Here is a 23,132-nt window from a genome sequence, read left to right on the forward strand (position 1 = left end):
CAATCGCGGATATTCAATATTGTAAGCCTCAATGCCTGTATAAACTAATCCATAATAAATTTGGCGCCCAATTCGAATATACTGGCACTTAGGCCGGTGGTTCTTTCATATTGGTTAAACCTAAAACTAATGCTCTTTAATCCAAATTTCCACACTTTGCTCTGGGTAAAAATGTCCTTGTAGGTTATGCCGAAACCGTATTGATTGCTATTAAATTCGGACAAGTCATAATCAGAGGTATAGTATTCATAGGTCGATAATGCCGTTTCTTTGGGATAAAAGTAATCGGAGGCTGTTTGGGTATAATAGCGGTACATGGGAAACACGGTAAACTTTTCCGATATTTTTATGGGGATTTCCAAACTTGCCGTATAGGCGCTAACCCCCCAATCGTCATAATAATATCTAAAATAAGCGCGTAGGCTCATTAGATCGTTAAGGTAGTACGAAAGCCTTCCACCAATGGGCAATTTAAATCTGGAAGTTGGCAATAGTTCCACATTGTCCGCCAACTGAAAATTCTCAATAAAAAAATTGTTCTTATCCTGTAAGTATACTCTTTGGTGGGGAGTAGAAAGTAATCCATCCTGTAGAACAAAATCCAACGACAGCGACGCTTGAAAACGTTTAGTGATAATCTGTGAAAAATTAAGGGAAAGTGAATAGGAATTTCGGTTCAAGTGGTTAAACTCATTAAATAATGGAGAATAGGTACCTGTTCCACTAATTCGGTCATCAAAAAAACCTTCCCGTAGTTCTATGGGATATTGTGGCTTATAAGTGTCCAAATATACTTGTGCACTAATTCCCAATTCTGTATTTTTTTCGTTCATGAGATGGGTATAACCGCCTCCGAACCCCACGGAAAAGTAATCGTACTCTGCAGAAATGGCTATGTTTCCGCTAAGGATGTTGTTTCTATTCTTGGAACTATGGGTAAAGGTAGGGTGGAAATAGGTAAGGGCATCGCTTTTGGAGGCGCCTGAAGACTCCACCCATGGGCTGGCGGTCTTGTTGCCGTCAAAAGGATTGATATTGCTGGAGGAAGCGGAAGTATAGGCGGATATTCCCGCATCCAAAGTAAGAACATTATCCTCTCCCAATGGGATACTGACAATAATGGTCGGGGTCATATCCGTTAATTTTTCTGTTCCCTCCCCACCGGTAACAGCGGCATTGTTCCCATCTTGACTATAGTAACTATATAGTAGCTCCACTTCAGGAGTTTCCAAGACTTTCTTAACGTATTCCTGATTGTTTCCTTGGGAAAATCCAGCCCATGAAATCAACCCCAAAAACAATATAGATCCTAATTTCTTCATTTCTTTTTAATTACATCCACATCCACCACCTGTTTTGCCCCCATTGGCTCCTGCAGCAGCTTCCCTATATATTTGAAAATTGGTTTCGAAGCGTTCCAGGCTTTTGGTGGCCAAAATCATCTCTTCGTCATTGAGGTAGACTTTGTCGTACTCCCTGACTGCAACGCAGGAGGATAGTGATAACATGCCCATAATAAGTATAATCAATTGTCGCATAATGCTATTGGGTTTTGTTAAGTTCAATATTTTTGGAAGTGTGGATGTTGTTCTCGTCGTCTATAATAATACATTCTACCCCTTTTATTTGATTAATTATATATAGGCCCGTTTCCACCCCGGTAATAAAAACGGAGGTAGCCAAGGCATCACATAATTCCGCACTTGGCGCAAAAATAGTAACACTTAGGATGCCAGTGGAAGGGTATCCTGTTCTTGGGTCAATAATATGGCTATATTTTACACCATTGAAGGTAACATATTTCTCGTAATTGCCCGATGTGGCAACGGCGGCATTGACTACCGGGAACCAGGAGAATATGTTGTCCTTGTTAAGGGGGTTGGTAATGCCCACCATCCAGTCCGTACCATCGGGTTGTTTTCCCCAGGTAGTTAAATCCCCAGAGGCATTTATTATTCCAGACTTTACGCCTTCCGTTTTTAGCATGGTTCTTACCTTATCAGCTGCATATCCTTTGCCAATGGCCCCAAAACCTATTTTCATACCTTCCAATTTTAGGAATACGGTTTGCGCATTCTTATCCAGTACAATGTTTTGATAACCAATTTTGGAAACCGAATTGGTTATGGCTTCCTTAGATGGCATTTGGGTCATGCTGCCATCATATCTCCATACCTTATCGATGGAGGCATAACTAATATCAAAAGCGCCATCGGTAATTTTCGAGATAGTAATACACCGTTCTATAAGGTCTATTAGTTCCGGATCAACTTTTACAGCTGATATGCCAGCATTTTTATTTATTTCAGAGGTTTGTGAGGAAGGATTCCATGAAGAAATCAACTTTTCAATTCTGGTGATTTCTGCAATGGCGGCGTCTATATAATGGTCAGCAGCAACCTCATCCTTTGCAACCACAGTTATATCGAACCTACTTCCCATTAATTTAGTGGTTCGCCTATGTGCTATGTCCTGAGCAAAGACGAAACATGGGATTAAAACTGCAAATGCAATTAATAATTGGTTTTTCAACCTTCAAATGATTTTAAAAGTGCTATGTATTCTTGCACGGATATGTTTTTAAATCCGGTTTGTCCCAGAATATTACCATTCGGGTCCAGGAGAAGTACCAAAGGGAAATATCCATTTTTATTGTATTTTTCAGCGAGTTGGGCGTTTTTAATCTTTTGATCCTCCGGGAGTAGATTCGCTTTTTTTCTGGGAAAATCTGCCCTTAGCATAGTCCAATGGTCCTTGGCATAATCCTGAAATTCGGAGGACTGCCAAATACTTTTATCCAGTCTAATACAAGGGGCACACCAATCGGAACCAGAAAAGACCAAGAGCACATTTTGGTGGTTTTGTTTGGCCAGGGCGGCAGCGGCTGTCCAATCGCTTTCCCATTTTTGAGCGGATAGGAAACTAGACAAAAGTAGGGTCATTATTAAAATCCGCTTCTCCATTCTATGAGGTTTTAATGATAAAAGTAAAGTTTTTGGGTCTATCAAAACATGACAACTATCATTAGATTTTGTCGGGCTTATATCAATACCTTACATCTATTGGTCCAAAACCATTGTTAAAAGAAAGTTCATTTCCAATAGAGTGGAGGATTATCATTTTAAATTGTTTAACCATCCTACCCATTGATTGGTCCATGTGGCCAAATGGGTGTCTTGTAGCCCCAGGGCAAAACCGTGACCTCCTGTTGGGTAGATATGCATTTCTGTGGGAACCTTATTTTTTATTAGGGCCGTATAGAACAAAAGACTGTTCTCCACGGGGACAGCGGTGTCGTCCGAGGCATGCAGCAAAAATGTGGGAGGGGTATCGGCAGTAACCTGTAATTCGTTGGAGAAATGTTCAACCATCTGTTGTGAAGGATTTTCCCCCAATAAGTTTCTTCTAGAGCCACCATGGGTATTTGGTTCTCCCATGGTAATAACTGGATAGGCCAAGGTCATGAAGTCAGGTCGTGCACTAAGGTTATCAATGGCATCTTTTTTGGGATATACCTCGTCATTATAGTGGGTACCCAAAGTAGAGGCCAAATGACCACCTGCAGAGAAACCTATTATTCCAATATTGGTAGGATCAATATTCCATTCCGAGGCTTTGGACCGCACTGTCCTTATGGCCCGTTGTGCATCCTGTAAGGGTACTTTGTGTATTTCTGTTTGTGATTTTAGACTGGGCAAACGATATTTTACTACTATTCCCGCTATGCCTTTGGCGTTAAGGAATTTTGCAAAATCAGTGCCTTCCCAGTCATACGCCAGTATACCATAACCACCGCCCGGGAAAATCAATACCGCCTGTCCGGTGGCTATTTTTTTCGCAGGAAGATATACTTCTATTTGTGGTACCTGTACTTTGGCTATCCTAACAATATCCGCGCTTACTACTTCCTCTTTTTCATCGGTCTTAATGGAGTTGGGTATGTTGTTGGGCCAAAGAGGCAGTACAGTGTTTTGGGCGTAAGTGGTCATGCTTAGTAAAGTGGAGAAAAGGAAAATAAATGGTTTCATTTTAATTTTTGAATAGTTTGATACGGATAAAGATAGAAAATATCGTTGAACAAGAAGGTTTAAAATTTTTCAGGCACATCTTGGCCCATAAGAAGGTTCGTATAATCAATTTTTGAAGCTGTACGGTCTATATTTTTGATGCCTTGTGGTTATTACAAGTGACATATTGATAATTGTATGATATTATTTATTTTATAAAACACTGATTAAGAATTGTTTATATATTTGCTAGACTGCTTAGTTCTCTTTTGGAAACATGCCTACAGCATAAGACTCCTTCCCCTAGACAGGGGAAGGTGGATCCTGCATCCAAGCGCAGGAGACGGAAGGGATTGAAAGTCCAAGACAAGTGAAATAAGCTTATAGCCAATACAATTCCTTAGGCAAAACCACCGAGCGTTATATTATACATTAAGTTCCAGCCAAGGATGTGCGATTCCTCGTCGTCCCGAAAAGGGGTTTGGTGTCGAAGTGACTATTGCAGTCATTTCGATCGATAGAGAGAAATCACACAAGTAGCTAATATGCAGTTTAATGAATACCCTTAAGATAAATAATCCCTTATCAAAATCACACAACTGGCTACCTTCAAATCTAAGGCTTATTCAAATCCAACAGAAAAGTCAAATATGTACAACTTCTCTCCCTAAGGTACCTATCTGGAGTTGCAAAAGGGCAACTCATTTCGAAGTGACTTTGGAGGTTCTTTTTGAGCTTTAATTTATTCTACTCTTTCTTTGTTGCAATCTCTATAACCCCGTGTTTACCTAATTTTCCATACTTATTGGAGGTGGATTCACCTGGTGCAAAACTGCCAATGCTTTCAATTTCCGAATACTTCATAGTAGGCACATAGTTTTTTCCCTTGTTTTCACCGTTGACAAAAATCACAGCTTTTTCCATCCCTTGCTTTCTATATGAACTTAAATCCAATATATCATCTGGGTCGTTCGTGTTGATACCGTAACCTACTTTCCATTTACTATTTGGAGTTTTGCCATCTTCCCCTTTTATGACCTCATTACTTTCATTGTAGCTCGTTACATTGGTAGTCCAGTTGGCGTTGGGATGTACGGCATTGTTGTTAGTGGATTGCACCTTCCATCCACTTTTTTTGGTAGTAATCTCTACTACGCCACTTTTTTTTCCTTTGATGCCATATTTTTTAAAGGCTGCTTCCCCTTTTAAAACGTCTATGCTTTCAATGGTGCTTGGAAGAATACTTCCCATGTCAAAATCCGAATCTTTTTCTACTCCATCGATTATAAATAGTGGTTCTTCATCGGACTTAATGTAGAGGTATGGATTATTTTGGGAAGTGTCTGGGGTTGTTTCTGAGACAATGGCATTTTGATAATTTTTAGTCGTGATCTCAATTGCCCCATTTTTTGCTTTTTCCCCATATATATTTGTGGCAGTGACTCCTTTTACCACATTAATACTGTGAATGTTCTTGGGATCTACTTCACTAACCTTGTAATCCTTGGAAACTTCAATGGCATCTATAATAATAAGAGGGTCGTCCGTCGCTACTGAATTTTTCGTCGTAGTGGACGCCTTGATACGGATCGTTTCGGAATCATGGTTGGTTTTTTTAATTTGTTGATAGGCCTTAAGTCCATTCATGTTGTCATTTCCCTCCAACGCATGCCCCATAGAAATAATTTTATTATCCTTATCGGTTTCAATATATATTGAAAATGGTTTTATACCATTTAGATCCTTAAATGTATTGGTGCCTGTCATGGTCGTCTCATCAAGTTTGGAAACTGTAAACGATGATGATATGTTTGTGATTGCCCCATTTTGATTTCGCTCTATGTCTGCGAAAGTTTGGGAAACGCTATAATTTTTTTTGAGAGTGTTGGAGATTTTCTCCAGGTCTTCTGGCGTACTGGTCTTGTAAATGGTAAATTCAACTTTGGTAGTGTCTGTATTGTTGTTCTCCAATGTTGATACCGGTAGGTTGGTCGGGGTACTTACCTGTGTTACCGTTTTGGTATTAAAGGCAACTAAAAAATAGGCAAGGAAAGGTACTACAAGCGTAAATTTCCAAGCTCTGAGATTGTTTGATCTGCTTTTGTTTAACATGACGATTCGTTTTTTGATTGATGAAGTAAAAAATGGATTGATGATTGATGAATATTGTTGGGCTGCCGAGGCGTTTTTCAGCAATAAGTATTGATATTCCTTAGAACTTCCCAAGTTATTTGAAACACATTGGTCTGCAATGTACTCCAGATTCTGTGAGACCGATTTTTTGTATAACCAGACAAAGGGATTTACCCATTGAAACGCAGAAAATAGATGGACCAACAAAATATCCAAGGAATGCCATTGAAGCGCGTGTATTTTTTCATGGGCAAGTATTTTTTCCAATTCATCGGGCTGGTGTAGGGCCGGATTGTAAACTATGAGATTGAAAAAGGAAAAGGGGGAGGTATCCGCCTTGGATTCTATTAACTTAAAAGCATTGACTTCCATAATTGTTCCCTGTTTTATCAATCGTCTTAAGGATAATAGTTGCATCCCAAGTCGGCCCAGGAAAAAGAGAACTCCACCGGCGTAAAGGATGGCAATTATGTTCCACCAATCAAATCCAGGAGTATTTATAGGAATGGATTCCACAGTCGCGGATTCCTCCAAAGTAAAGGGCAGGGGGTCTACCAGTACAATTTCGGTGAGTGTCCAAAGTGGAAAAAGTAAGGCTATTAAAATCCCAGAAGCCAGGAACACTCTATGTAAGGCAAATAGGGTTTCCTTTTCCAGGAAAAGTTTATGGCAACACCAAAAAATGGCAAGAACACCACTGCTTTTTATCAGGTAAATAAGGAAGTCTTCCATTAATTCTTATTTTCTATGAGCTTTATAATTTCTTTCAATTCTTCCACGCTGATCTTGTCCTCGGAGGCAAAATGAGAAACCAGATTCTTATAGGAATTATTAAAATAATCCTCAATGGCCCCGCTAATAAATTGTTTTCTGTACTCCTCCTTGGCTACCACTGGGTAATATTGGTGTGTGTTTCCATAGGCTTCATGGGACACATATCCCTTTTCTTCCAAGTTGCGGATAATGGTGGAAAGCGTATTATAATGGGGCCTTTCTTCGGTAAACTTGGCTAGAACGTCCTTTACAAAAGCTTTCTCCAATTCCCATAGAATTTTCATTACCTCTTCCTCCTTATTGGTCAATTTTTTCATGGATCCTTATTTTTTTGTGCGTTACGGCTTAGGCCGTCAGGCTTTACGCTACAAGTCCTCGTTCTGGTAGAACTGCGGGCTTTTCACTCCAATCCTTAACGCTATCCAAACATATAACTATTTTTTTAGTTATACAACTATAAAAATAGTTAAACAACTAAATATGTAGTTTTTATTGGGTAAAGTCAGAATTTTAGAGACTAAATGATCACGAATAATGTAAAATAGAAATGCCATGGGCTAAATCACAAGTGTAGATAAACCAAATCATTAATTGTGTGAATAGTGTTACTGATACGAACAATAAAAAAAATGTGCCGCGACCAAAACCAAAATATGTGAGACTTCGCTCCCGATAATCATCGGGAGTCCCAAAAAAGTGAGGCCGTCGAAGTGACTATTTTATACTACACTTGCCTTGTAGTAGAATGAGGTATCTTTGGTTATTCTATGGTTAGTTGGGAGTTGTCGTATGTTTGGATAGCGCTTTTTTTAAGGCATCTTTATAATTGGGGTCATCCGTGCTAATTTTACGGTTTCTTTGCTGATGGATATTTTCCGGTAAGGTATTGTTATAGGTTATGGCCGGAGTTTCTCCATTCGTGAATAAATAGTTGTTTTTTACGAAGTTGGTCTGGGCTTTATGAAAGCGTAAGGGAGATTTTGCTATATTATAGATAAGGTTGTTTTCCACTAGCACGTCTTTGGTTCCTTCATCCAAAAACATCCCGTTGCTTTCAGCCCTCCCCGCATTTACCGAAATATCATGAATATGATTGTCAATCAATTTACTTCCTGGTTGTAGGCCCAACATATAAATTCCCCCACCGTCACTAAGTTTTTGCATTACATGATGAATATGGTTTTCCGCTATGGTATTGTCCCTACAGGGGGTGGGTTCCGGGCTCCACATCCAACCTATAGAAATACCAGTGTAAGGCAGATTATATATTTCATTGTTCTTCAGTATGGTTTCAGCAGTTAATCCGCACCATATACCAACGGCACCGTAAAACTGTGTCCCACAATCTGAAATATCAGAGTCTACAACTTTGTTTCCAAGAGCTGCTTGGTGCGGGGCAATTTTCCACCAAGGCCCGCCAGAAACCCGTCGGTCTTGTCCTTCGCCTATCATAACTCCATTTCCTGAAATATCCCGGATCCTACAACTTGTGATAGTGCTATTTATCGTTCCAGTTCCTAACCAAATGCCACTTCCTCCCAAGGAAGAGAATTCACAATCTTCAAACCGAATATTGTGGGCCCATGTTGTCCGGATAGCGGTTGGCACCACTGCCCATTCTTTATTGCCCTGTTGCGTATCAAAATTACAGGCCTGTATTCCTGCATAAGTATGGTTAGGGATATTCCATCTGCAGTGTTTGAAGCTAATCCCTTCAAAGCTAATATTGGATATAGGATTCTGTTCACTGCCCTCCACGATCAATAGGGATTCTGCCAGTGGCACCTCTATGGATAGTTGGGAAGGTTCCAAGTCCGTTGGTAATTTTAAATATATTTTGGAGGCCAAGGAGTCCAAATACCATTCATATTCCGCATCCAAAAATTCAATATCATTTTCTAAGTAATATCGAGGGTTGGGTTCCCAATTATCCAGATTAAAGAAATTCAAACCTTTTGCCCCGATCGAATCCGAAGCGGTAATAGTGTGGGAGTCCAATGATATATCTTTAATCGGAATTCGCGTTATGGACCAATCGTGAAATACCACCAGTTCCACTTCCCCAGGTTTTTTTGGTTGTGGAAAGTCGCCTATGTGATAAGTGAAGTTGGTTCGTCTATCAGCCCCGACTTCCTTCACCCTAAGATATTCTTTGTTGGGATGTCTGGCCCGTATAGCGCGTTTGCCTTTAACGAACAATTCCCGAAAAATCCCAAGATTTTCGGGTACCTCGGAAACCCATATGCCATTATCTAAATTAGTCCAATCCTTGAGTTCCACGGCCCCGGATATTGTAGGACTTGAACCTTCAACCGCCTTAAATTTGAAGGTAGTTCCCCTTTTCTTTACGGTTGAATCTAATACAATGGCATTGCTTATGCGGTAGACCCCATCATTAAGCCAAACTACAATTTTCTCAAGTTGATGGGAATCCATGGCTCCCAATACAGCAGTTGCCCTACCTAGAGATTTAAGAGGTCTTTCAAAGGTTCCCGAATTGTTGTCGTCTCCGGAAGGCGATACATGGATTTCTCTAATTTCCTGTGCCAAGGAAAAGTTGGCCATCAAAACAAATACAGCAAAAAAAAGTATTTTAATAGGCGATTCTCTTTTCATATTACCGGCCATTTTGGATCTCTCCTTCAGATATGATTGCAGGCATCAAATTATTTTGCATATTTATGGAGAGGTTATTATTCACTAAGGTTTAAGCCATATTTCTTGCCCTGGATCGGTTTGTATGATCAGTGTATCGCCATCCCAGGTATGGGTTATTTTATCGCCAATGGAAATTTCTTTTTTCTGAAAGGGGTTCTTAAGCTTAATTTCCCCACCTCTTTCAGAAACGATCTTTACCCATTTTAGTTTTCCATCTTGTTTTTGGGCAGATATCAAAAAGGCCCCTTCTGTCCGTAATTTGCTAAATCCAACGTTTTTCCAGTCTGAGGGTATAGCGGGGAAAAGGCGTACGGTTCCTGTATGACTCTGTATCAGCATTTCCTGTAAGCCAGCGGCAAAGGCGAAGTTGCCTTCCAAAGTAAATGGTCTGTACGTAAAATTTGATTTTCCGGTACCCGATTGGTCACCGTTAACGTGAAAACTATTGGGCAGTACAAAGGAGGTGGCAAAATCCTTTAATGCTTTTGCTGCCCCTTCCCCATCAAAAGCCCTCGCTTTCAGATTTCCCAGCCAACTAAAGGAATAACCAACCCATTGGCTAGAACCAGTTGCGTCCAAGTTGGCAATGGTCTTTTCTATGATCTCCATATCTCTTGCGCCATTTGCCGGGTCTATCAATCCAAGAGGATGAATGGCCATTAAATGGGAGAAGTGGCGATGGGATTCATTAAAGGGTAGGCTGGGGGAGAACATTAGGCCTGATTCATCAACGGCATAATCCGGCCATTCCTTAAGTGATGCTTTCCATTGTTCCGCTTCCTCCTTTAGCCCCAGTTCCAAGGCCAGTTCTTCCGCATGGGAATAGGTCCATTTAATCAAGGCAAGGTCAAAATTGGTCATATCGCCAAACCAAGCTTCACGGGAATTATTATGTATTTCAGGGCTGGAACTCAAAGGCAGTTTTCTTTTTCCATCCTCATCCAAAATAGATAATTCATTAAAGTGTATGGCCACCTCCTTGATCCAAGGATAGGCCTCGTTTTTAAGAAAATCCTTGTCCATGGAATACCGCCAATGCAGATAGAAATGATGCCCCAACCAAGCCCCCACGGTAGGTCCAAAAGAATATTGGATCCAACCGCCCATGGGGTCTCCCGTTAGAGTGGTCACTCCCGGAACGTTAAGTCCGTTAGTACCATAAAAATCTTTGGTATACTTCTTAAAAGTAGGCTTGTAATGGGAAAGCCAGTCAATAAACCCCTGTTCCAAATCCAAATGATTTCCCGAATAAGTAGGCCAATAACTTAGTTGTGTATTTAGATCGTGGTGGAAATCACCTTTCCAAGGCGGCAATTTTCCATTATCTGCCGTCCATACACTCTGAAGTGATATTGGTGGTGCCCCTTGTCTGGCCGCCGACCCCAATTTGTACATTTCCATATACCATTGGTGCTGCAGAACAGGATCTGGAACCTTAATGGTAGACTTGTTCCAAAAGGAATTCCACCAACCCATATGGCTCTCCATAGCAGATTCAATTCCCTGTTGGAGCGATTTTGTTACCACCTGTTCCGCGGTTTCTACTGGATCTTTTTCCGAGCCTTGGGAGCTGATGCTCCAACTACCTTGTAACCCTTTTGGTGTAGGTTTCCACTGGGTGTGCACTTGAAATTTAAAGTCGGACCAACCCTTTTGGTCATAGGTAATAACATGGTCTTTTTGGGTAACCCTACCCCCATCATAATTTAGTCTTCTAAGGTCTTGCCCTGTTACCGGATTATCTGCGCCGGCCTCCTTTACTGAGACATAGGCAGGTGGAATTATGGTGGGGTTCAGATCTCCGCTAATGTTTTCAAAGATATACCAGCCCAAAGGTTCAGTGGCATGGACAAAAGTTTTTAAAATGGCGCCATTCTTCCATTTTACTTCGCATATTGCTGAATCCAAATTTAGCGTTACCGATGCTATCTCTCCCAATCCTTTTACATCAAATTCCAGGGCTCCCCCAGGAATTTTTGAGGGTGCCGGTAATTGGTCGTAGGGAGCATCATATCTATCCTGTACATTTTTATAGGTATCCTTTTCCCATTGCTCCTTTACCCAATCAAATCCATAGTTGGCGAAATCTAGATTTTCCATGGGCCGTAGGTCCCAGAGATCGGCCCGGTCCAGGGAAAGTCGAAGTTTTCCGTCTTTTTCCCAAACCAAGGCTCCTACAGTGCCATTCCCCAAAGGAATGGCTTCGTCCCAAGTCGTGGCCAGTTGATTGAACTTAAGTTTGTATTTGGGAATTCGGTCGAGCTCCACTTTTTTTGGCGTGGAATCGCAACTTGCCATGAAGAGAATTATGGCCAAGATGTAAATTGTTTTAGTCGTCATATGTTTTGTTTTATCGCTTAATAAATTACAAACCAAGTGCTGCCGTTGGCGGGGATTTCCACTTTTAAATCTATCGAATAATCCCTAGCCAATTTATAGCTTATTTTTTCTCCGTCCTTCTCCTGAATGTTTACTACCTGCGAATGCCCAGTATAATACATGGGGAGTTTTATGGTTTGCGACAAGGTTTTGTTGGTTGGGTTAAAGAACAATGCCAACCCTTTTTCGTTCAATTCCGGGTTAACGTGCATTATTCCATCCATGTCCCTTCCATTCGCTCTTTTAATATGTACTATGGGAGAATTAAGGATGTTACGGTATTTCTTGTACCAATCAACTACCTCTTCGACGGTGTTCTTGGTTTTCTCGGTGTCGTACAAACGAGGCCCTCTATAACAGGCCTGAACTCCCATGCCATAGTTTTGCACCATATGGGCCTTGTAGGCTTCTAAATGGGTGTCCAATGGCTCTATAGTGGCTTCTGCTCCGCCACCGTGGTATTCTGTAAGGGGAACAAAGGTCCAACTCATGCTTGGAAGCCTGTCGTAAGTTCCGTCATACATATTTTGCCTACCCAGTACCAATTGACGTTCTCGGGGTAGAGACCAATTGACTTCCCTATATCCAATTCCGTTTTTAGTGCTGCCACTTAAATAGTACCAATCTGGGATATTAAGGGAAATTCCTTTTTCATTGCACCACTTGTAGAAATCGGTAATTCGTTTCCAAGATTTCCATTGGGAATCCTCCAACCCCTTATGTCCCACATGACTGGTTGAAGCACATAATTGACCAGGGTAGGAACCATCGTGTTCCAAAAGATCAAAACCGGTCTTATTGAAGAAGACCGTTAATTTTTCAAAATAATCAATGCCCCACTGGCTATTTAAACACGGGGAACTACCGTGAATTACGCCACCTCTTTTGCCCGTTTCCGGATTAATTACATCTACTTCCTCACTGATCCATCTGCTGGATAAAAGGGAATATCCACCGAGTTCTATACCCTTGGAATGGGCATAGTCTGCCAAGGCTTTAAATTTATTTATATTGTTATCGGACAGATCTTCCATATTTAAACCACTGCCAAAACTTAAAATGACCATTTCATAACCCGTTTCCGCACATTGGTCAATGGCTGCCCTTACTTTGGCATCGTCCGTAGTGGTCAAATGTAAAAATAGGGGATTTTCCGTAGTCCAAGGGGCTATTAATTTGTACATGGCATTGGTATAAAGGCCCTTGCGCTGTTTGTCATAACTATCAAAGGGCATTTCCCAGACTCTAAAAGATTCAAAATTGGTTCCTGGGGTTATGGTTTCATTGGGTCCGAGGGGCAATTTACACTCCAACAAACATGGTGTGGACAATAAATAGCTGGCTTGTGAAGTATAACGTGGGTCTTTTTCCCAATGAACTACTTTGTTGGCATTTTTCATGGACATGGAATGAAATGCAAAATCGCTTTCCACATGAATATTGGGGGTCTCCCAGCCTTTTTGTTTTTCTACCGCACTTTCGGCCTCCACCATCGCCAGGATTTCACTTTTAAAATTGTTTAAGACAACAGGTTTTGATCCGCTGTTTTCAAGGGTGAACCATTTGCTGATCAAAGGAATGCCATCATAGATTTCATAATGCACTTTTACCAAGAGGTCTTGAAAATCTGGATGCGCATAGAAAAAACTTATTTGTTTTCCTTGGGTTGGACTTTTAGGTTGGGAAGACCATCTTTTATTTGGCCACTTAATGCGCTCTTGAATTTCATCAACCTTAAAATCGGTAAGTTGAAATGAACCGGCCGGACTCCACATTTGGTCCAACCATTCTTCTTTTAAATAACCGTATTCAATCTGTCCATCCAGACCGCCCACTGTATATTCCTGCCCGTTTATGGTAAGCATGGCTTCCGGACTTACACCGCGAAGAAGCGATTCTCCAGAAACAAGATTGTCAAAACCTACCGTGGCACAGTTTGGGGTGAGTCGGAATGTTCTACTGATCAAGCCGTTGGAGATTACAATTTCCTTTCCGTTGGCCTGTTGATATACCTGGGAAGGGAGACTTACTTTTTTAACCAACCAATCCGTTTTTATCCCTTCTTTAAATATGTCTTGACCCAGGGGTAATTTTTGTATTAGGGGCTTAATACGGTTATTAAAAATGGCATCGACGGTCTTTAATTTATTAAAATAGTTGGCATCTACCAGTTGTGGTTTAAAATTGGAATAGTTGATGGTTGCATTCGCCCAAACGGCATGGTCACCGGAGACACCATCACCACCATCCTCAACGCTGAGTTCCAAAACCTGGACACCTTGGAGGTTTAGTTCAACTGTTGTAGTTTTGCCCCCACCATTTATTTTTTTACTTTTCCACAATAATTTTCCGTCCCCTTTTATTAGGAATCTAACACTGCCTTTGCCCATGTTGTCTTTAGAGTTGGCAATGCCTACAAAGGTTTTATCCCCTTCGTGTTCGGAATAGAATAATTTATTGCCATCGCTTAGGGTGTTATATTCAACATCCTGCGGAAAGTTTTGCATATCCTGAATGCCTACTTGGGCCTTAAATTTTTTACTCTTACCATCCAGGAAAAAGAAGAGTTTACTTCCAGACAAGGTCCCAATACCATTTTTAAAAGATACCCCCCCAATTTGAATCGTTGCTCCGGTGATAGCCTTGTTTTTCTGGGCAGACCACCAAGGTTGTTCTGGTTTTTCAATATCCAATTCGGAAAGGCTTACCAGCTTTTTTTCCGTATGTTGCGAATGGGTGGATATGGAAAAAATGAGTAATAACGGTAAATATAGTTTTAGGAATTGCATTGTGATTTAAATCTGGAAATTTGGTGTTCTTTAGGTTATTAGGGTTTAAGAAAAATATAAATCTCAGTAATAGTGGTCGTGTAAAAGTTGTTTCGCTATTGCTGACTTATGGCTCTTCTCATTCGAATCTATTTGTTTAAGGTGAAAAAACCTACACTTTACATTATTAAAAATATTGACTCTTTGTTAAGACATTGTGAAAATATCGACCAATAGCGATTTCAGAAAGCTAAGTAACGGAATAAAAGCAATAGCTTTTCACTTCATTATGTACGCAGTAAACTCTTAAATAAAGGAATTTGTAATGTTTTGGGAATATTTGGAAAAATTAAGGACCTATAATTGAAGGAAAATGTTTTATGGATTCGGCAAGGTGATTTTTAATGAACCCATTAATTTCCCATTGATCCCCTAGCGGTATTTTAGTGTTTGCCTTGTATATTGAATAGGGATGTGGGCCATATTCAGGAGTAACAGTGATATAGGGGCGTTTTTTTGTTTGGGCAGACTTTATCATTAAACACCACCATTCAGTAAACAGGTCCAACTCAGTTTTATAATTCCCGTCCCGGGGGTCTATGACCTGCGGACTCTGGGCCGAACCTACCCTGGCATGGATGTGATAGGTATGTTCAATGGCCCTTTGAACTGCTTTGGGCTGATTTTCCAATAAGGATTCGGCAACGCAACACCAATGGGACAGGTCGGAAGTAAGTTTTAGAAAAGGGTATTCCTCCAAATACGGTAAACAGGCATGGGCGGCATAGGAAAAACGTGAGCGATGGGTTTCATGGGTAATGATAACCCCGGTTTCCAATTCTACTTTGTGGGCCATTTCAATCAAAGTGGCATTTTGGGAGTGGGAGAAAAAATCCATTCCGGTATGTGAATTCACGAATAGGGGATGAGCTTCCACGAGATTGTACAAATGCCTTCTGTACTGTTCTTGATGTTTGGTAAAATCCACCTCCTTGGTTTCCCAATGCTGTGCTACGAAATCTAGCTCCAAATCCTTCAGTATGGAACAAATTTCGTTCTTTTTAATGCTTTCTAAGGGAAGGTCTATTTCTACTCCCTCATAACCGGCATTTTTTATCTTGTTTAAAAAAACGGACCACCTTAAATCCGAACTTCCCCAACGTGGATATATAAATTTAATTTGCATGCATTGTATTATTTTAATTTCTCTGTTTTCTTTCCCCAGTATGATCTACCCCTTGTTCCCTTTCAAATTCGATCATTTTTTTGGGTCTAAAGTTTAAAATTAATGCTCTTCTTTGGGTTTCGGTAGTGTTGCCTTGGCTAAAGTGAAGCGTAAAACCATCATGAAAAGTACATCCGCCCGGATTTAAGGGTATGCTTAAGGCCTGTGAGCTGTCGGTTTCGCAATATAGGGCGCCCCCATTGGGTAGGTTTTTGTGGGGAAGAATAGGTATGCCGGTTGTTTTTGGAATAAACCACATACAACCATTTTTTTCATATACCTCGTCCAATGCAATCCAACAACTGGCCGATCTTTTATCTGGCATAGCTATCCAATAGGCAGCGTCCTGATGCCATGGCGTAGGGGTATTGGTGTAAGGCGCTTTATTGATCATCATATCGAAATCCAGTTCCATATCATTACCTAAAAGATCTTTGGCCCATTGTTCCGCCTTTTTATAGGAACTTTTCTCCAGCATTTCAGGAATTAAGGTGCTGGGTCTCATAATTTGGGTTATACGCTCCACCTTCTTGTCGGCATTATTGTCTGCGCCCGCAAGATCACTTCTGAGGTGGGCTGTTTTAACTTTGTCCTGTAACAATTCATCGTATATCATTCCAAGGCTGTCCACTTCCTCTGGTGTGATTAATTGGTCTATTTTAATAAATCCATCCTTGATGAATTTTATTCTTTTTGTTTCCATGTTGCTAATTTAAGTGGATCAAAGATGTAGTTAAATTACATTAATATCTATCAATTTTATACTATATTACTTTTTTATACATTTTGTGGATATGTCAACTCAGGGTAGAAAGGTGTTTAATCTTCAGGATTTGGGAATAAAAAGGGGCTTATCCTTTGGTTATTACCGGTACAAAGAGGTGAAGCCTGGTCTGGTGGGACATCAACACCCAGGGGCTTTGGAAATATGTTTTTGTATGAAGGGCCGACAATATTACAGGATAGGGGAGGAATTATTTGAACTAAATGGAAATGACATTTTTGTGGTACCGCCGGATACTGAGCACAGTACCGGTGAGTTTCCCGAGGATAAAGGGGAATTGTTTTGGCTACAAGTACTTGTAGACAGTTCATATGGGAAACTTTGTAACATGCCCAAAAAGCATTCCGACTTTTTGATGGCCGCACTTCTGGATAAATCCAAATATATATTTAAGGGTTCGTTTCAACTAAAATTTATTTTGGAGAAATTGTTGGATCAATTGGGCAAAGGGGATACCATGCTCTCCAACATAATGGTAGATCAATTAATTGCCCAACTCTTATTGCACACGGTTATCCTATCCCAAAAGCAGCAACAAAGTCCACCATCCATTAAGTTAAACACCTTGGAAATATTTATCAGAAAAAATCTGTTTAGAATTATTTATGTGGATGAAATGGCCAGTTTGGTGGAAATGTCCACAGGTTACTTTAAGGCTTGGTTTAAAAAAGAAACAGGAATGCCCCCAAAGGAATATGTGAACCGACTAAAGATGGAACAGGCCAAAATGGAATTACATACCGCCAAAACGATTACGGAAGTGGCATTTGGCCTAGGCTTTGGTTCCTCCCAGTATTTTGCCACCACCTTTAAGAAGTTTACTGGGGTTACGCCCAAATCCTATAGAAGACAGCACAGGGAATAACGAATCATTGATTTAAGCTTTATCATACCAAAAAAAAATCCGGAACCTAAAAGGTATCCGGATTTTTCAAAACTAACTCAACTCAAACTCTTATCAAGTTCATTCAGAAGAACTTGTAATTTTTAAAACTCAATTTTTCAACAATTTAATTACACTTATTAAATCGTATGCAAGATAAGCAGTTAGTGTCTATTTGGCTACCTATTTACTGACAAACACTGATAGTTTTTTTGCACTTTTATGTTTACTTGATAGTTTGGGGTATATAATTTTAATGAATATATGAAGAAACAAGGTGTAAGCTTTAATGAGATTTGAGCTGGCTCCCTGCCAGAAGTATGGTTTTGGTCATAGTATTTGGAGGGGTAAAATTTAATTACTGATCCAAAGTTTTGATCAACTACGGATGTACATAGCATAATAAACAAAGACACGGGTGGAAATTTCCTGCCCGTGTCTTGATTAGCCATCTATGTTCTGTAACCTAGTTAGGCTACAAAAAGAGAATGTTAAGTACTAAATGTTGTTTTGCCCTTGTGGAATAGCTGTTTCCACTTTTCTGGGGGCAGTATTTATTAGTAACCTGTATTTTGTACTAGATTTGGATTGTTCTGCATTTCTGAGGTTGGTATGGGAAATAGAAGTTCCCTTTCGGTTAGCGATTTATTGGGCAAGTAAGAAAAGTTATGGCCCACAAAATCTTCCAATGCATTGGTTTCAGGGTTATATGCCTTTCTCCACCTAGCCATGTCGAACCAAGTCTTGTTTTCAAAACTCAATTCGTGAATTCTTTCTATTCTCACCGCATCTCTAAAGGCGTCTTGTGAAAGGCCCTCCAATTCATCCAGTTCTGCACGATCCCTAATCTCGTTTATAGCGTTATATGCTTCTGTAGTAGGTCCGCTTTCAGCTTCATTTAAGGCTTCCGCGTACATCAGCAATACATCGGCATATCTATAGATACACCAATTCAAGTCGGATTGGGCGCTCCCTTCGTTCGCTTCAATATCAAAATGTTTAAAGATATAGGGTGCTCCTAGATTAACACTGCTGTTGCGATCGGCCTCTAACGAATAACTGGTAAAATAGAATTGTTTTTCTTCTGTCCGTTTATCACCTAGCTCGTAGGAGTCCACAAAAGCATTTGTTGAAAAGATACCACCGGTTTGGGCCGAATAGGCCGATATTCCTAAGTTATAGGGTAAAATTCCTGGTTGCCAGTTACCGGATTGAATTCCCGCTGCAAATTGGGTCATAAAGATATATTCCCCTGTGTTTTTGGTGGCAGGGTCATGTAGTTCGTCATAGGTGTCAAAAAGTGCAAACTCGTCCGAATCCATTACCTGTTTGGCCTTTGCGGCTGCAAGAGCATAATTTTCGGTTTTTTGAAGAGGGTAACCTGCCATGGTCAAATACACATCTGCCAGTAAGGTTTTAACAGCTCCCATTGATACCCTTCCAGATCCATCCCTCCATGGTAGGTCGGAGTTCTCTGCATCGGTGAGATCACTGACAATTAAATCATATACCGCTTCAGGGGAAGATTGTTCAGGGTATAATTGTTCCGACCCCAAATCTACCGAATTGGTGATGATAGGAATGTTTCCGAACATGCGTACCAAACCAAAATAATAATAAGCCCTAAAGAATTTGGCAGTGGCCAAGTAATTTTGCCTATCGGTCTCATCCATATTTATTTCAGGGATTTTTTCTATCGCCAAGTTGGCCCTAGAGATACCGGTGTAATATTCTGTCCAGAAACTGTTTCCATATCCATTGTCCGAATTGTTAATTAAATCCTTTACCAAATAAATATTGGTGGCCTGCCCCAGTGAAGTGTTGGCCAAACCAGTGGCGAATTCCAGCATCATCCAAGTACCGCCTCCAAAACCACTGTTCGTTATAGGTACCAAAGGTTCATATATCCCATTAACAGCACTTTCGGCATGTGCGGCCGTGGTAAAATAGGTGTCTGTTGTGAAGTTGGATTCATCTTCTTCATCCAAAAAATTACTACATGCCGTTATGCTCGAAATTGTGGTTAAGACGGCTATAGCTCTTATAAAGTTTCTATAGATTTTCATTTTTTTATCTTTTATATGGTTATAGTCCAACATTTAATCCTAACATAAAGGTTCGGGGCCTCGGATAATCGTAAAGGGAGAATCCTTGGTCGAAAGCTTGACTTCCATTTGAACTTTCAGGGTCATACCCTGGATATTTGGTGGATACAAAAAAGTTCTGTACCGAGGTATATATCCTGAGACGATTCAAGTGTAAGCGCTCTACCAATTCTGGTTTGAATACGTAGGATAACATTAAATTTCTTCCTCTTAAAAATGAGGCATCCTTTAATTTTCCTGAATCGTTATTGGTATCATAACCAGCAGCAATTGGTCTAATCTGGGCAATGTCGGTATCTTGATTGTCCGGAGTCCAGGCATTAAGAACGGTCTTAAAGCTATTGGCAATTGTCTGACGGTCTTCCGCCGAGTGCTCGTCACGGTACATTATACTGTTGCCATATTGAAATTGTAAGTCTACCAGTAGCTCAAAATTGCCATATCTGAAGGTATTTGAAAAGGTTCCGAAACCGTCGGCAATACCTTTTCCTATGATGGCCCGGTCATCGCTATTGATGGCGCCATCGTTGTTTAGGTCACGGTATTTGATATCTCCAGGTAATCTATCGTAGATGGCGGCCTGGGCTGCCTCATCGGTATTCCATGTGCCTTCATCAATATAACCGAAGAAAGTACCTACAGGTTCACCAACACGGATCAACGTAGACCCTAAGAAAATATCGGAACCTCCCGATAGTGCTTTTACTTCATTTTTATTAATTGAAATATTGAAGTTGCTGCTCCAGCCAAAAATTTCATTGTCTACATTTATCGTGTTCAAATTAATTTCAACACCCTTGTTTTCCAAACTACCAACGTTTCTAAATACATTGCTGAAACCACTGGAAGATGGAATAGGGGCATTGAGGAGCATATCCGTGGTCAACTTTCTATACAGATCGATCTCTAAGCCTATACGGTTGTTTAAAAGGCCCAATTCAATACCCGCATCTACCTGTTCCGTTCTTTCCCATTTTAGATCGGGGTTGGCCATACGGCCCGCTACAGTGTAAGAGGCAAGGGCATCATCAAAGATTACAGTGCCGTTGGATAGGCCTGCCAATGCTCGGTAGGCAGGTAGTTCAGAGTTACCTGTTGCACCGTAACTGGCTCTAATTTTTAGATTGGAAATGGTTCCATTCTCTCTGAGGAAATCTTCTTCAGAAACCCGCCATGCCAATGCTGCCGATGGGAAAAAGGCAAATTGATTTTCCGGTCCAAATTTAGAGGATCCGTCTGCTCTTCCCGTAAGGGTCAACAAATATTTGTTCATGTAATTATAGTTGACACGCCCAAAGTAAGAGTTGAGTCCGTAAGCGATTTTTTCCGAGGTGGGTGTCTGTGGGTTGGAGCCTGCACCCAGGTTGTTGAAGCCGTAAAAGTCATCGGCAAATCCTCTGGTCGATGCTGTTGCACTAAACTGGTCTATATGTTGCCAAGAAAGCCCTACCATGGCCGTTAGCGAATTATTGCTATCAAAATCCTTGTTATAGGTCAAGTAATTTTCAAATTGCCAAGAATTGTACCGTGCGTTTGTGACACTTGCAGCACCATCGGGCATGGCTATATATCTTAAGTCCTTACCTCCGTAATAATCGTTCCTTTGGTTAATGATATTGGTACCTAGGGTAGTCCTTAATTGAAGGTTTTCATTAAACTCGATATTGCCGTAAAAATTACCTAGAACAGTTTGGGTTTTAAGGAAATACCGGCGATCGTGTGCAACCGCCACAGGGCTGCCACCACCTTCCATACCCGGATAATGTATATTGGATCCCCAGCTGCCATCCTCATAACGTACTGGTATTATAGGCAAGGCTTCGTATACTTGGCGCATGGTGGTGATACCACCGCCCCCAAGTTGGTCTACCTGCTTTTCGTTTTGGTCGTTATAGCTCAGGCTACCTCCAACTTTTAGCCAGTCGGTAACCTCGGTATCCAAAGTAAATCTACCTGAATAGCGCTTCAACCATGATTCTACAATTAATCCCTCTTCATCCCTGAAACCCATAAACAATCCGAAATTGGATTTTTGGTTACCACCGGTAAAGGAAAGTTGGTGGTTTTGGGTAATAGCGTCCCTAATAGCTTCATCTTGCCAATCGGTGTCGTAAAGTGGGTTGCCATTGGTGTCAAAAAGTCTAGGATCGGTTCTTTTTAATCTAGGATCGGTATATCTACCACCTGCCCATCCATCCGGATCAAATTTTTCAGCATTGGCATAAGCAATTTCCTCAACGCGAAGAAACTCTTCAGAATTTAAGAGATCAAGTTTTTTAGGTAAAGTTCCTATGCTGAAATCCACATCATAATTAAGACGTGTTTCACCAGAAGTAGTGCCTTTTTTTGTGGATACAAGAATTACGCCATTGGCACCTCTGGCACCATAAATGGCTGTGGCAGAAGCATCTTTTAATACCTCGATGGATTGGATGTCATTGGGGTTCAGGTAATCTATGGGGGTACTCCCATTGGGTAAGCTGGCGGCATTCAGGATTACACCATCTATTACATAGAGTGGTGTATTGGCGATACTTACCGAGGTATTACCACGGATTCGTACAACGGTTCTACCCCCTGGTCGTCCAGAGCCGGAAGTTATGTTCACTCCTGCTACCTTTCCGGCCATTGCCTGGTTTAAAGAAGCCGCCGGTCTTTCTGCCAATTCTTCCGATTTAATAGAACCTACAGCACCGGTAAGGTCACTTTTCTTTTGCGTACCATAACCGATCAATACCACTTCGTCCAATCCTGCGGCACTTTCTTCCAAACTAACGGCAATAGTGGTTTGTCCGTTAAGAGCTACTTCCTTGGAAGCGAATCCAATATAGCTTATAACCAGTGTAGCATTTTCATTGGCTACATCAAGGGTGAAATTACCGTCAAAATCGGCAGTAACCCCATTGGTGGTTCCTTTTTCCACAATGTTCGCTCCAGGTAAGGGGGTGCCTTCGGTATCCGAAATGGTCCCACTTATAGTATTTTGGTCAATGCTATTATTTGCGTCGGGAATGGTTGTTTCCAGCTTGCCCGTTTTTAAGATAATCTGCTTATTCTTAACAGTGAAATAGATATCGGTAGCTTTAAATATCCTGTCCAAAATATTTGAAATGGGTTCCTTTTTTACATTTACGGAAACAATTCTCTTTAAATTAACCTTTTCATGGTTGTACAGAAACCTAAAATCTGAAAGTGATTCTATTTCTTCAAAAACCTGTTGAACGCTTACGTTTTTTAGGTTTAATGTGATTTTTGTGCTCTGTCCGTATGTGTTGGCCTGAATTTTAAAGAGAGAAACTATTAGTAATAAGGTCGTTAGTTTCATCTTTAAATGATGTTTGCTAAGCCAATCCGAACGGAAAGGCCCTACTAAATTTAATTTTTTCATACTTTTGTAAAGGTTTGGTGATTAAACA

15 protein-coding genes are annotated in these 23,132 nt (G+C 40.7%); 1 reads left to right on the forward strand and 14 read right to left on the reverse strand.

Annotated features, from left to right (window positions below; all coding sequences use genetic code 11):
* Positions 1 to 44: 44 nt before the first annotated feature.
* The 12 genes from C7972_RS03695 to C7972_RS03750 form a co-directional block, all read right to left on the reverse strand.
* Positions 45 to 1,322 carry a DUF3570 domain-containing protein gene (locus tag C7972_RS03695; RefSeq protein WP_110354889.1) on the reverse strand — a complete coding sequence of 426 codons (1,278 nt, stop codon included), beginning with the start codon at positions 1,320 to 1,322 and terminating at the stop codon, positions 45 to 47.
* 6 nt (positions 1,323 to 1,328) lie between these two features.
* Complete coding sequence (locus C7972_RS03700) at positions 1,329 to 1,538, reverse strand: DUF4266 domain-containing protein (protein ID WP_110354890.1); 210 nt, start codon at positions 1,536 to 1,538, stop codon at positions 1,329 to 1,331.
* A 4-nt stretch (positions 1,539 to 1,542) separates the two neighbouring features.
* Positions 1,543 to 2,442 carry an FAD:protein FMN transferase gene (locus C7972_RS03705; RefSeq protein WP_110354891.1) on the reverse strand — a complete coding sequence of 300 codons (900 nt, stop codon included), beginning with the start codon at positions 2,440 to 2,442 and terminating at the stop codon, positions 1,543 to 1,545.
* 86 nt (positions 2,443 to 2,528) lie between these two features.
* Positions 2,529 to 2,963 carry a thioredoxin family protein gene (locus C7972_RS03710; RefSeq protein ID WP_110354892.1) on the reverse strand — a complete coding sequence of 145 codons (435 nt, stop codon included), beginning with the start codon at positions 2,961 to 2,963 and terminating at the stop codon, positions 2,529 to 2,531.
* A 153-nt stretch (positions 2,964 to 3,116) separates the two neighbouring features.
* The gene (locus C7972_RS03715; RefSeq protein WP_110354893.1) at positions 3,117 to 4,028 is read right to left on the reverse strand and encodes an alpha/beta hydrolase; all 912 of its coding nucleotides are present in this window, start codon (positions 4,026 to 4,028) and stop codon (positions 3,117 to 3,119) included.
* Between the two features lie 726 nt (positions 4,029 to 4,754).
* Positions 4,755 to 6,872 (reverse strand): M56 family metallopeptidase, encoded by a 2,118-nt coding sequence (locus C7972_RS03720; RefSeq protein WP_110354894.1) that lies wholly within the window; start codon positions 6,870 to 6,872, stop codon positions 4,755 to 4,757.
* Positions 6,872 to 7,231 (reverse strand): BlaI/MecI/CopY family transcriptional regulator, encoded by a 360-nt coding sequence (locus tag C7972_RS03725; protein ID WP_110354895.1) that lies wholly within the window; start codon positions 7,229 to 7,231, stop codon positions 6,872 to 6,874. Before C7972_RS03725 ends, C7972_RS03720 begins: the two co-directional genes overlap by 1 nt.
* 454 nt (positions 7,232 to 7,685) lie before the next feature.
* Positions 7,686 to 9,530 (reverse strand): right-handed parallel beta-helix repeat-containing protein, encoded by a 1,845-nt coding sequence (locus C7972_RS03730; RefSeq protein WP_181422810.1) that lies wholly within the window; start codon positions 9,528 to 9,530, stop codon positions 7,686 to 7,688.
* Positions 9,531 to 9,614: 84 nt separating this feature from the next.
* Positions 9,615 to 11,912 (reverse strand): glycoside hydrolase family 95-like protein, encoded by a 2,298-nt coding sequence (locus tag C7972_RS03735; RefSeq protein ID WP_110354897.1) that lies wholly within the window; start codon positions 11,910 to 11,912, stop codon positions 9,615 to 9,617.
* Positions 11,913 to 11,929: 17 nt separating this feature from the next.
* Positions 11,930 to 14,740 carry an NPCBM/NEW2 domain-containing protein gene (locus C7972_RS03740; protein WP_110354898.1) on the reverse strand — a complete coding sequence of 937 codons (2,811 nt, stop codon included), beginning with the start codon at positions 14,738 to 14,740 and terminating at the stop codon, positions 11,930 to 11,932.
* A 328-nt stretch (positions 14,741 to 15,068) separates the two neighbouring features.
* Positions 15,069 to 15,905: a sugar phosphate isomerase/epimerase gene (locus C7972_RS03745; RefSeq protein WP_110354899.1), complete on the reverse strand. Its 837-nt coding sequence runs from the start codon at positions 15,903 to 15,905 to the stop codon at positions 15,069 to 15,071.
* Between the two features lie 13 nt (positions 15,906 to 15,918).
* The gene (locus tag C7972_RS03750) at positions 15,919 to 16,647 is read right to left on the reverse strand and encodes a phytanoyl-CoA dioxygenase family protein (protein WP_110354900.1); all 729 of its coding nucleotides are present in this window, start codon (positions 16,645 to 16,647) and stop codon (positions 15,919 to 15,921) included.
* A 91-nt stretch (positions 16,648 to 16,738) separates the two neighbouring features.
* On the opposite strand from C7972_RS03750, the gene C7972_RS03755 reads away from it, so the two are divergent.
* Entirely contained in the window at positions 16,739 to 17,593 is an 855-nt protein-coding gene (locus C7972_RS03755; RefSeq protein ID WP_110354901.1) for an AraC family transcriptional regulator, read from the forward strand.
* Between the two features lie 575 nt (positions 17,594 to 18,168).
* Here the strand turns inward: C7972_RS03755 and C7972_RS03760 are convergent.
* Both C7972_RS03760 and C7972_RS03765 read right to left on the reverse strand, forming a co-directional pair.
* Positions 18,169 to 19,677, reverse strand: coding sequence for a RagB/SusD family nutrient uptake outer membrane protein (locus C7972_RS03760; RefSeq protein ID WP_110355141.1), 1,509 nt, complete (start codon positions 19,675 to 19,677; stop codon positions 18,169 to 18,171).
* A gap of 19 nt (positions 19,678 to 19,696) precedes the next feature.
* On the reverse strand, positions 19,697 to 23,104 hold the full coding sequence (locus C7972_RS03765) for a TonB-dependent receptor (protein ID WP_181422811.1): 3,408 nt from the start codon (positions 23,102 to 23,104) through the stop codon (positions 19,697 to 19,699).
* Positions 23,105 to 23,132 lie beyond the last annotated feature (28 nt).

The sequence above is a fragment of the Arenibacter sp. ARW7G5Y1 genome, assembly GCF_003201775.1.
Classification (GTDB): Bacteria; Bacteroidota; Bacteroidia; order Flavobacteriales; family Flavobacteriaceae; genus Arenibacter.

Bases quoted from the DNA above. Each gene is read 5' to 3' on its own strand.
- C7972_RS03695 (WP_110354889.1), bottom strand. From the start codon at position 1,322: ATGAAGAAATTAGGATCTATATTGTTTTTGGGGTTGATTTCATGGGCT.
- C7972_RS03700 (WP_110354890.1), bottom strand. From the start codon at position 1,538: ATGCGACAATTGATTATACTTATTATGGGCATGTTATCACTATCCTCC.
- C7972_RS03705 (WP_110354891.1), bottom strand. From the start codon at position 2,442: ATGGGAAGTAGGTTCGATATAACTGTGGTTGCAAAGGATGAGGTTGCT.
- C7972_RS03710 (WP_110354892.1), bottom strand. From the start codon at position 2,963: ATGGAGAAGCGGATTTTAATAATGACCCTACTTTTGTCTAGTTTCCTA.
- C7972_RS03715 (WP_110354893.1), bottom strand. From the start codon at position 4,028: ATGAAACCATTTATTTTCCTTTTCTCCACTTTACTAAGCATGACCACT.
- C7972_RS03720 (WP_110354894.1), bottom strand. From the start codon at position 6,872: ATGGAAGACTTCCTTATTTACCTGATAAAAAGCAGTGGTGTTCTTGCC.
- C7972_RS03725 (WP_110354895.1), bottom strand. From the start codon at position 7,231: ATGAAAAAATTGACCAATAAGGAGGAAGAGGTAATGAAAATTCTATGG.
- C7972_RS03730 (WP_181422810.1), bottom strand. From the start codon at position 9,530: ATGAAAAGAGAATCGCCTATTAAAATACTTTTTTTTGCTGTATTTGTT.
- C7972_RS03735 (WP_110354897.1), bottom strand. From the start codon at position 11,912: ATGACGACTAAAACAATTTACATCTTGGCCATAATTCTCTTCATGGCA.
- C7972_RS03740 (WP_110354898.1), bottom strand. From the start codon at position 14,740: ATGCAATTCCTAAAACTATATTTACCGTTATTACTCATTTTTTCCATA.
- C7972_RS03745 (WP_110354899.1), bottom strand. From the start codon at position 15,905: ATGCAAATTAAATTTATATATCCACGTTGGGGAAGTTCGGATTTAAGG.
- C7972_RS03750 (WP_110354900.1), bottom strand. From the start codon at position 16,647: ATGGAAACAAAAAGAATAAAATTCATCAAGGATGGATTTATTAAAATA.
- C7972_RS03755 (WP_110354901.1), top strand. From the start codon at position 16,739: ATGTCAACTCAGGGTAGAAAGGTGTTTAATCTTCAGGATTTGGGAATA.
- C7972_RS03760 (WP_110355141.1), bottom strand. From the start codon at position 19,677: ATGAAAATCTATAGAAACTTTATAAGAGCTATAGCCGTCTTAACCACA.
- C7972_RS03765 (WP_181422811.1), bottom strand. From the start codon at position 23,104: ATGAAAAAATTAAATTTAGTAGGGCCTTTCCGTTCGGATTGGCTTAGC.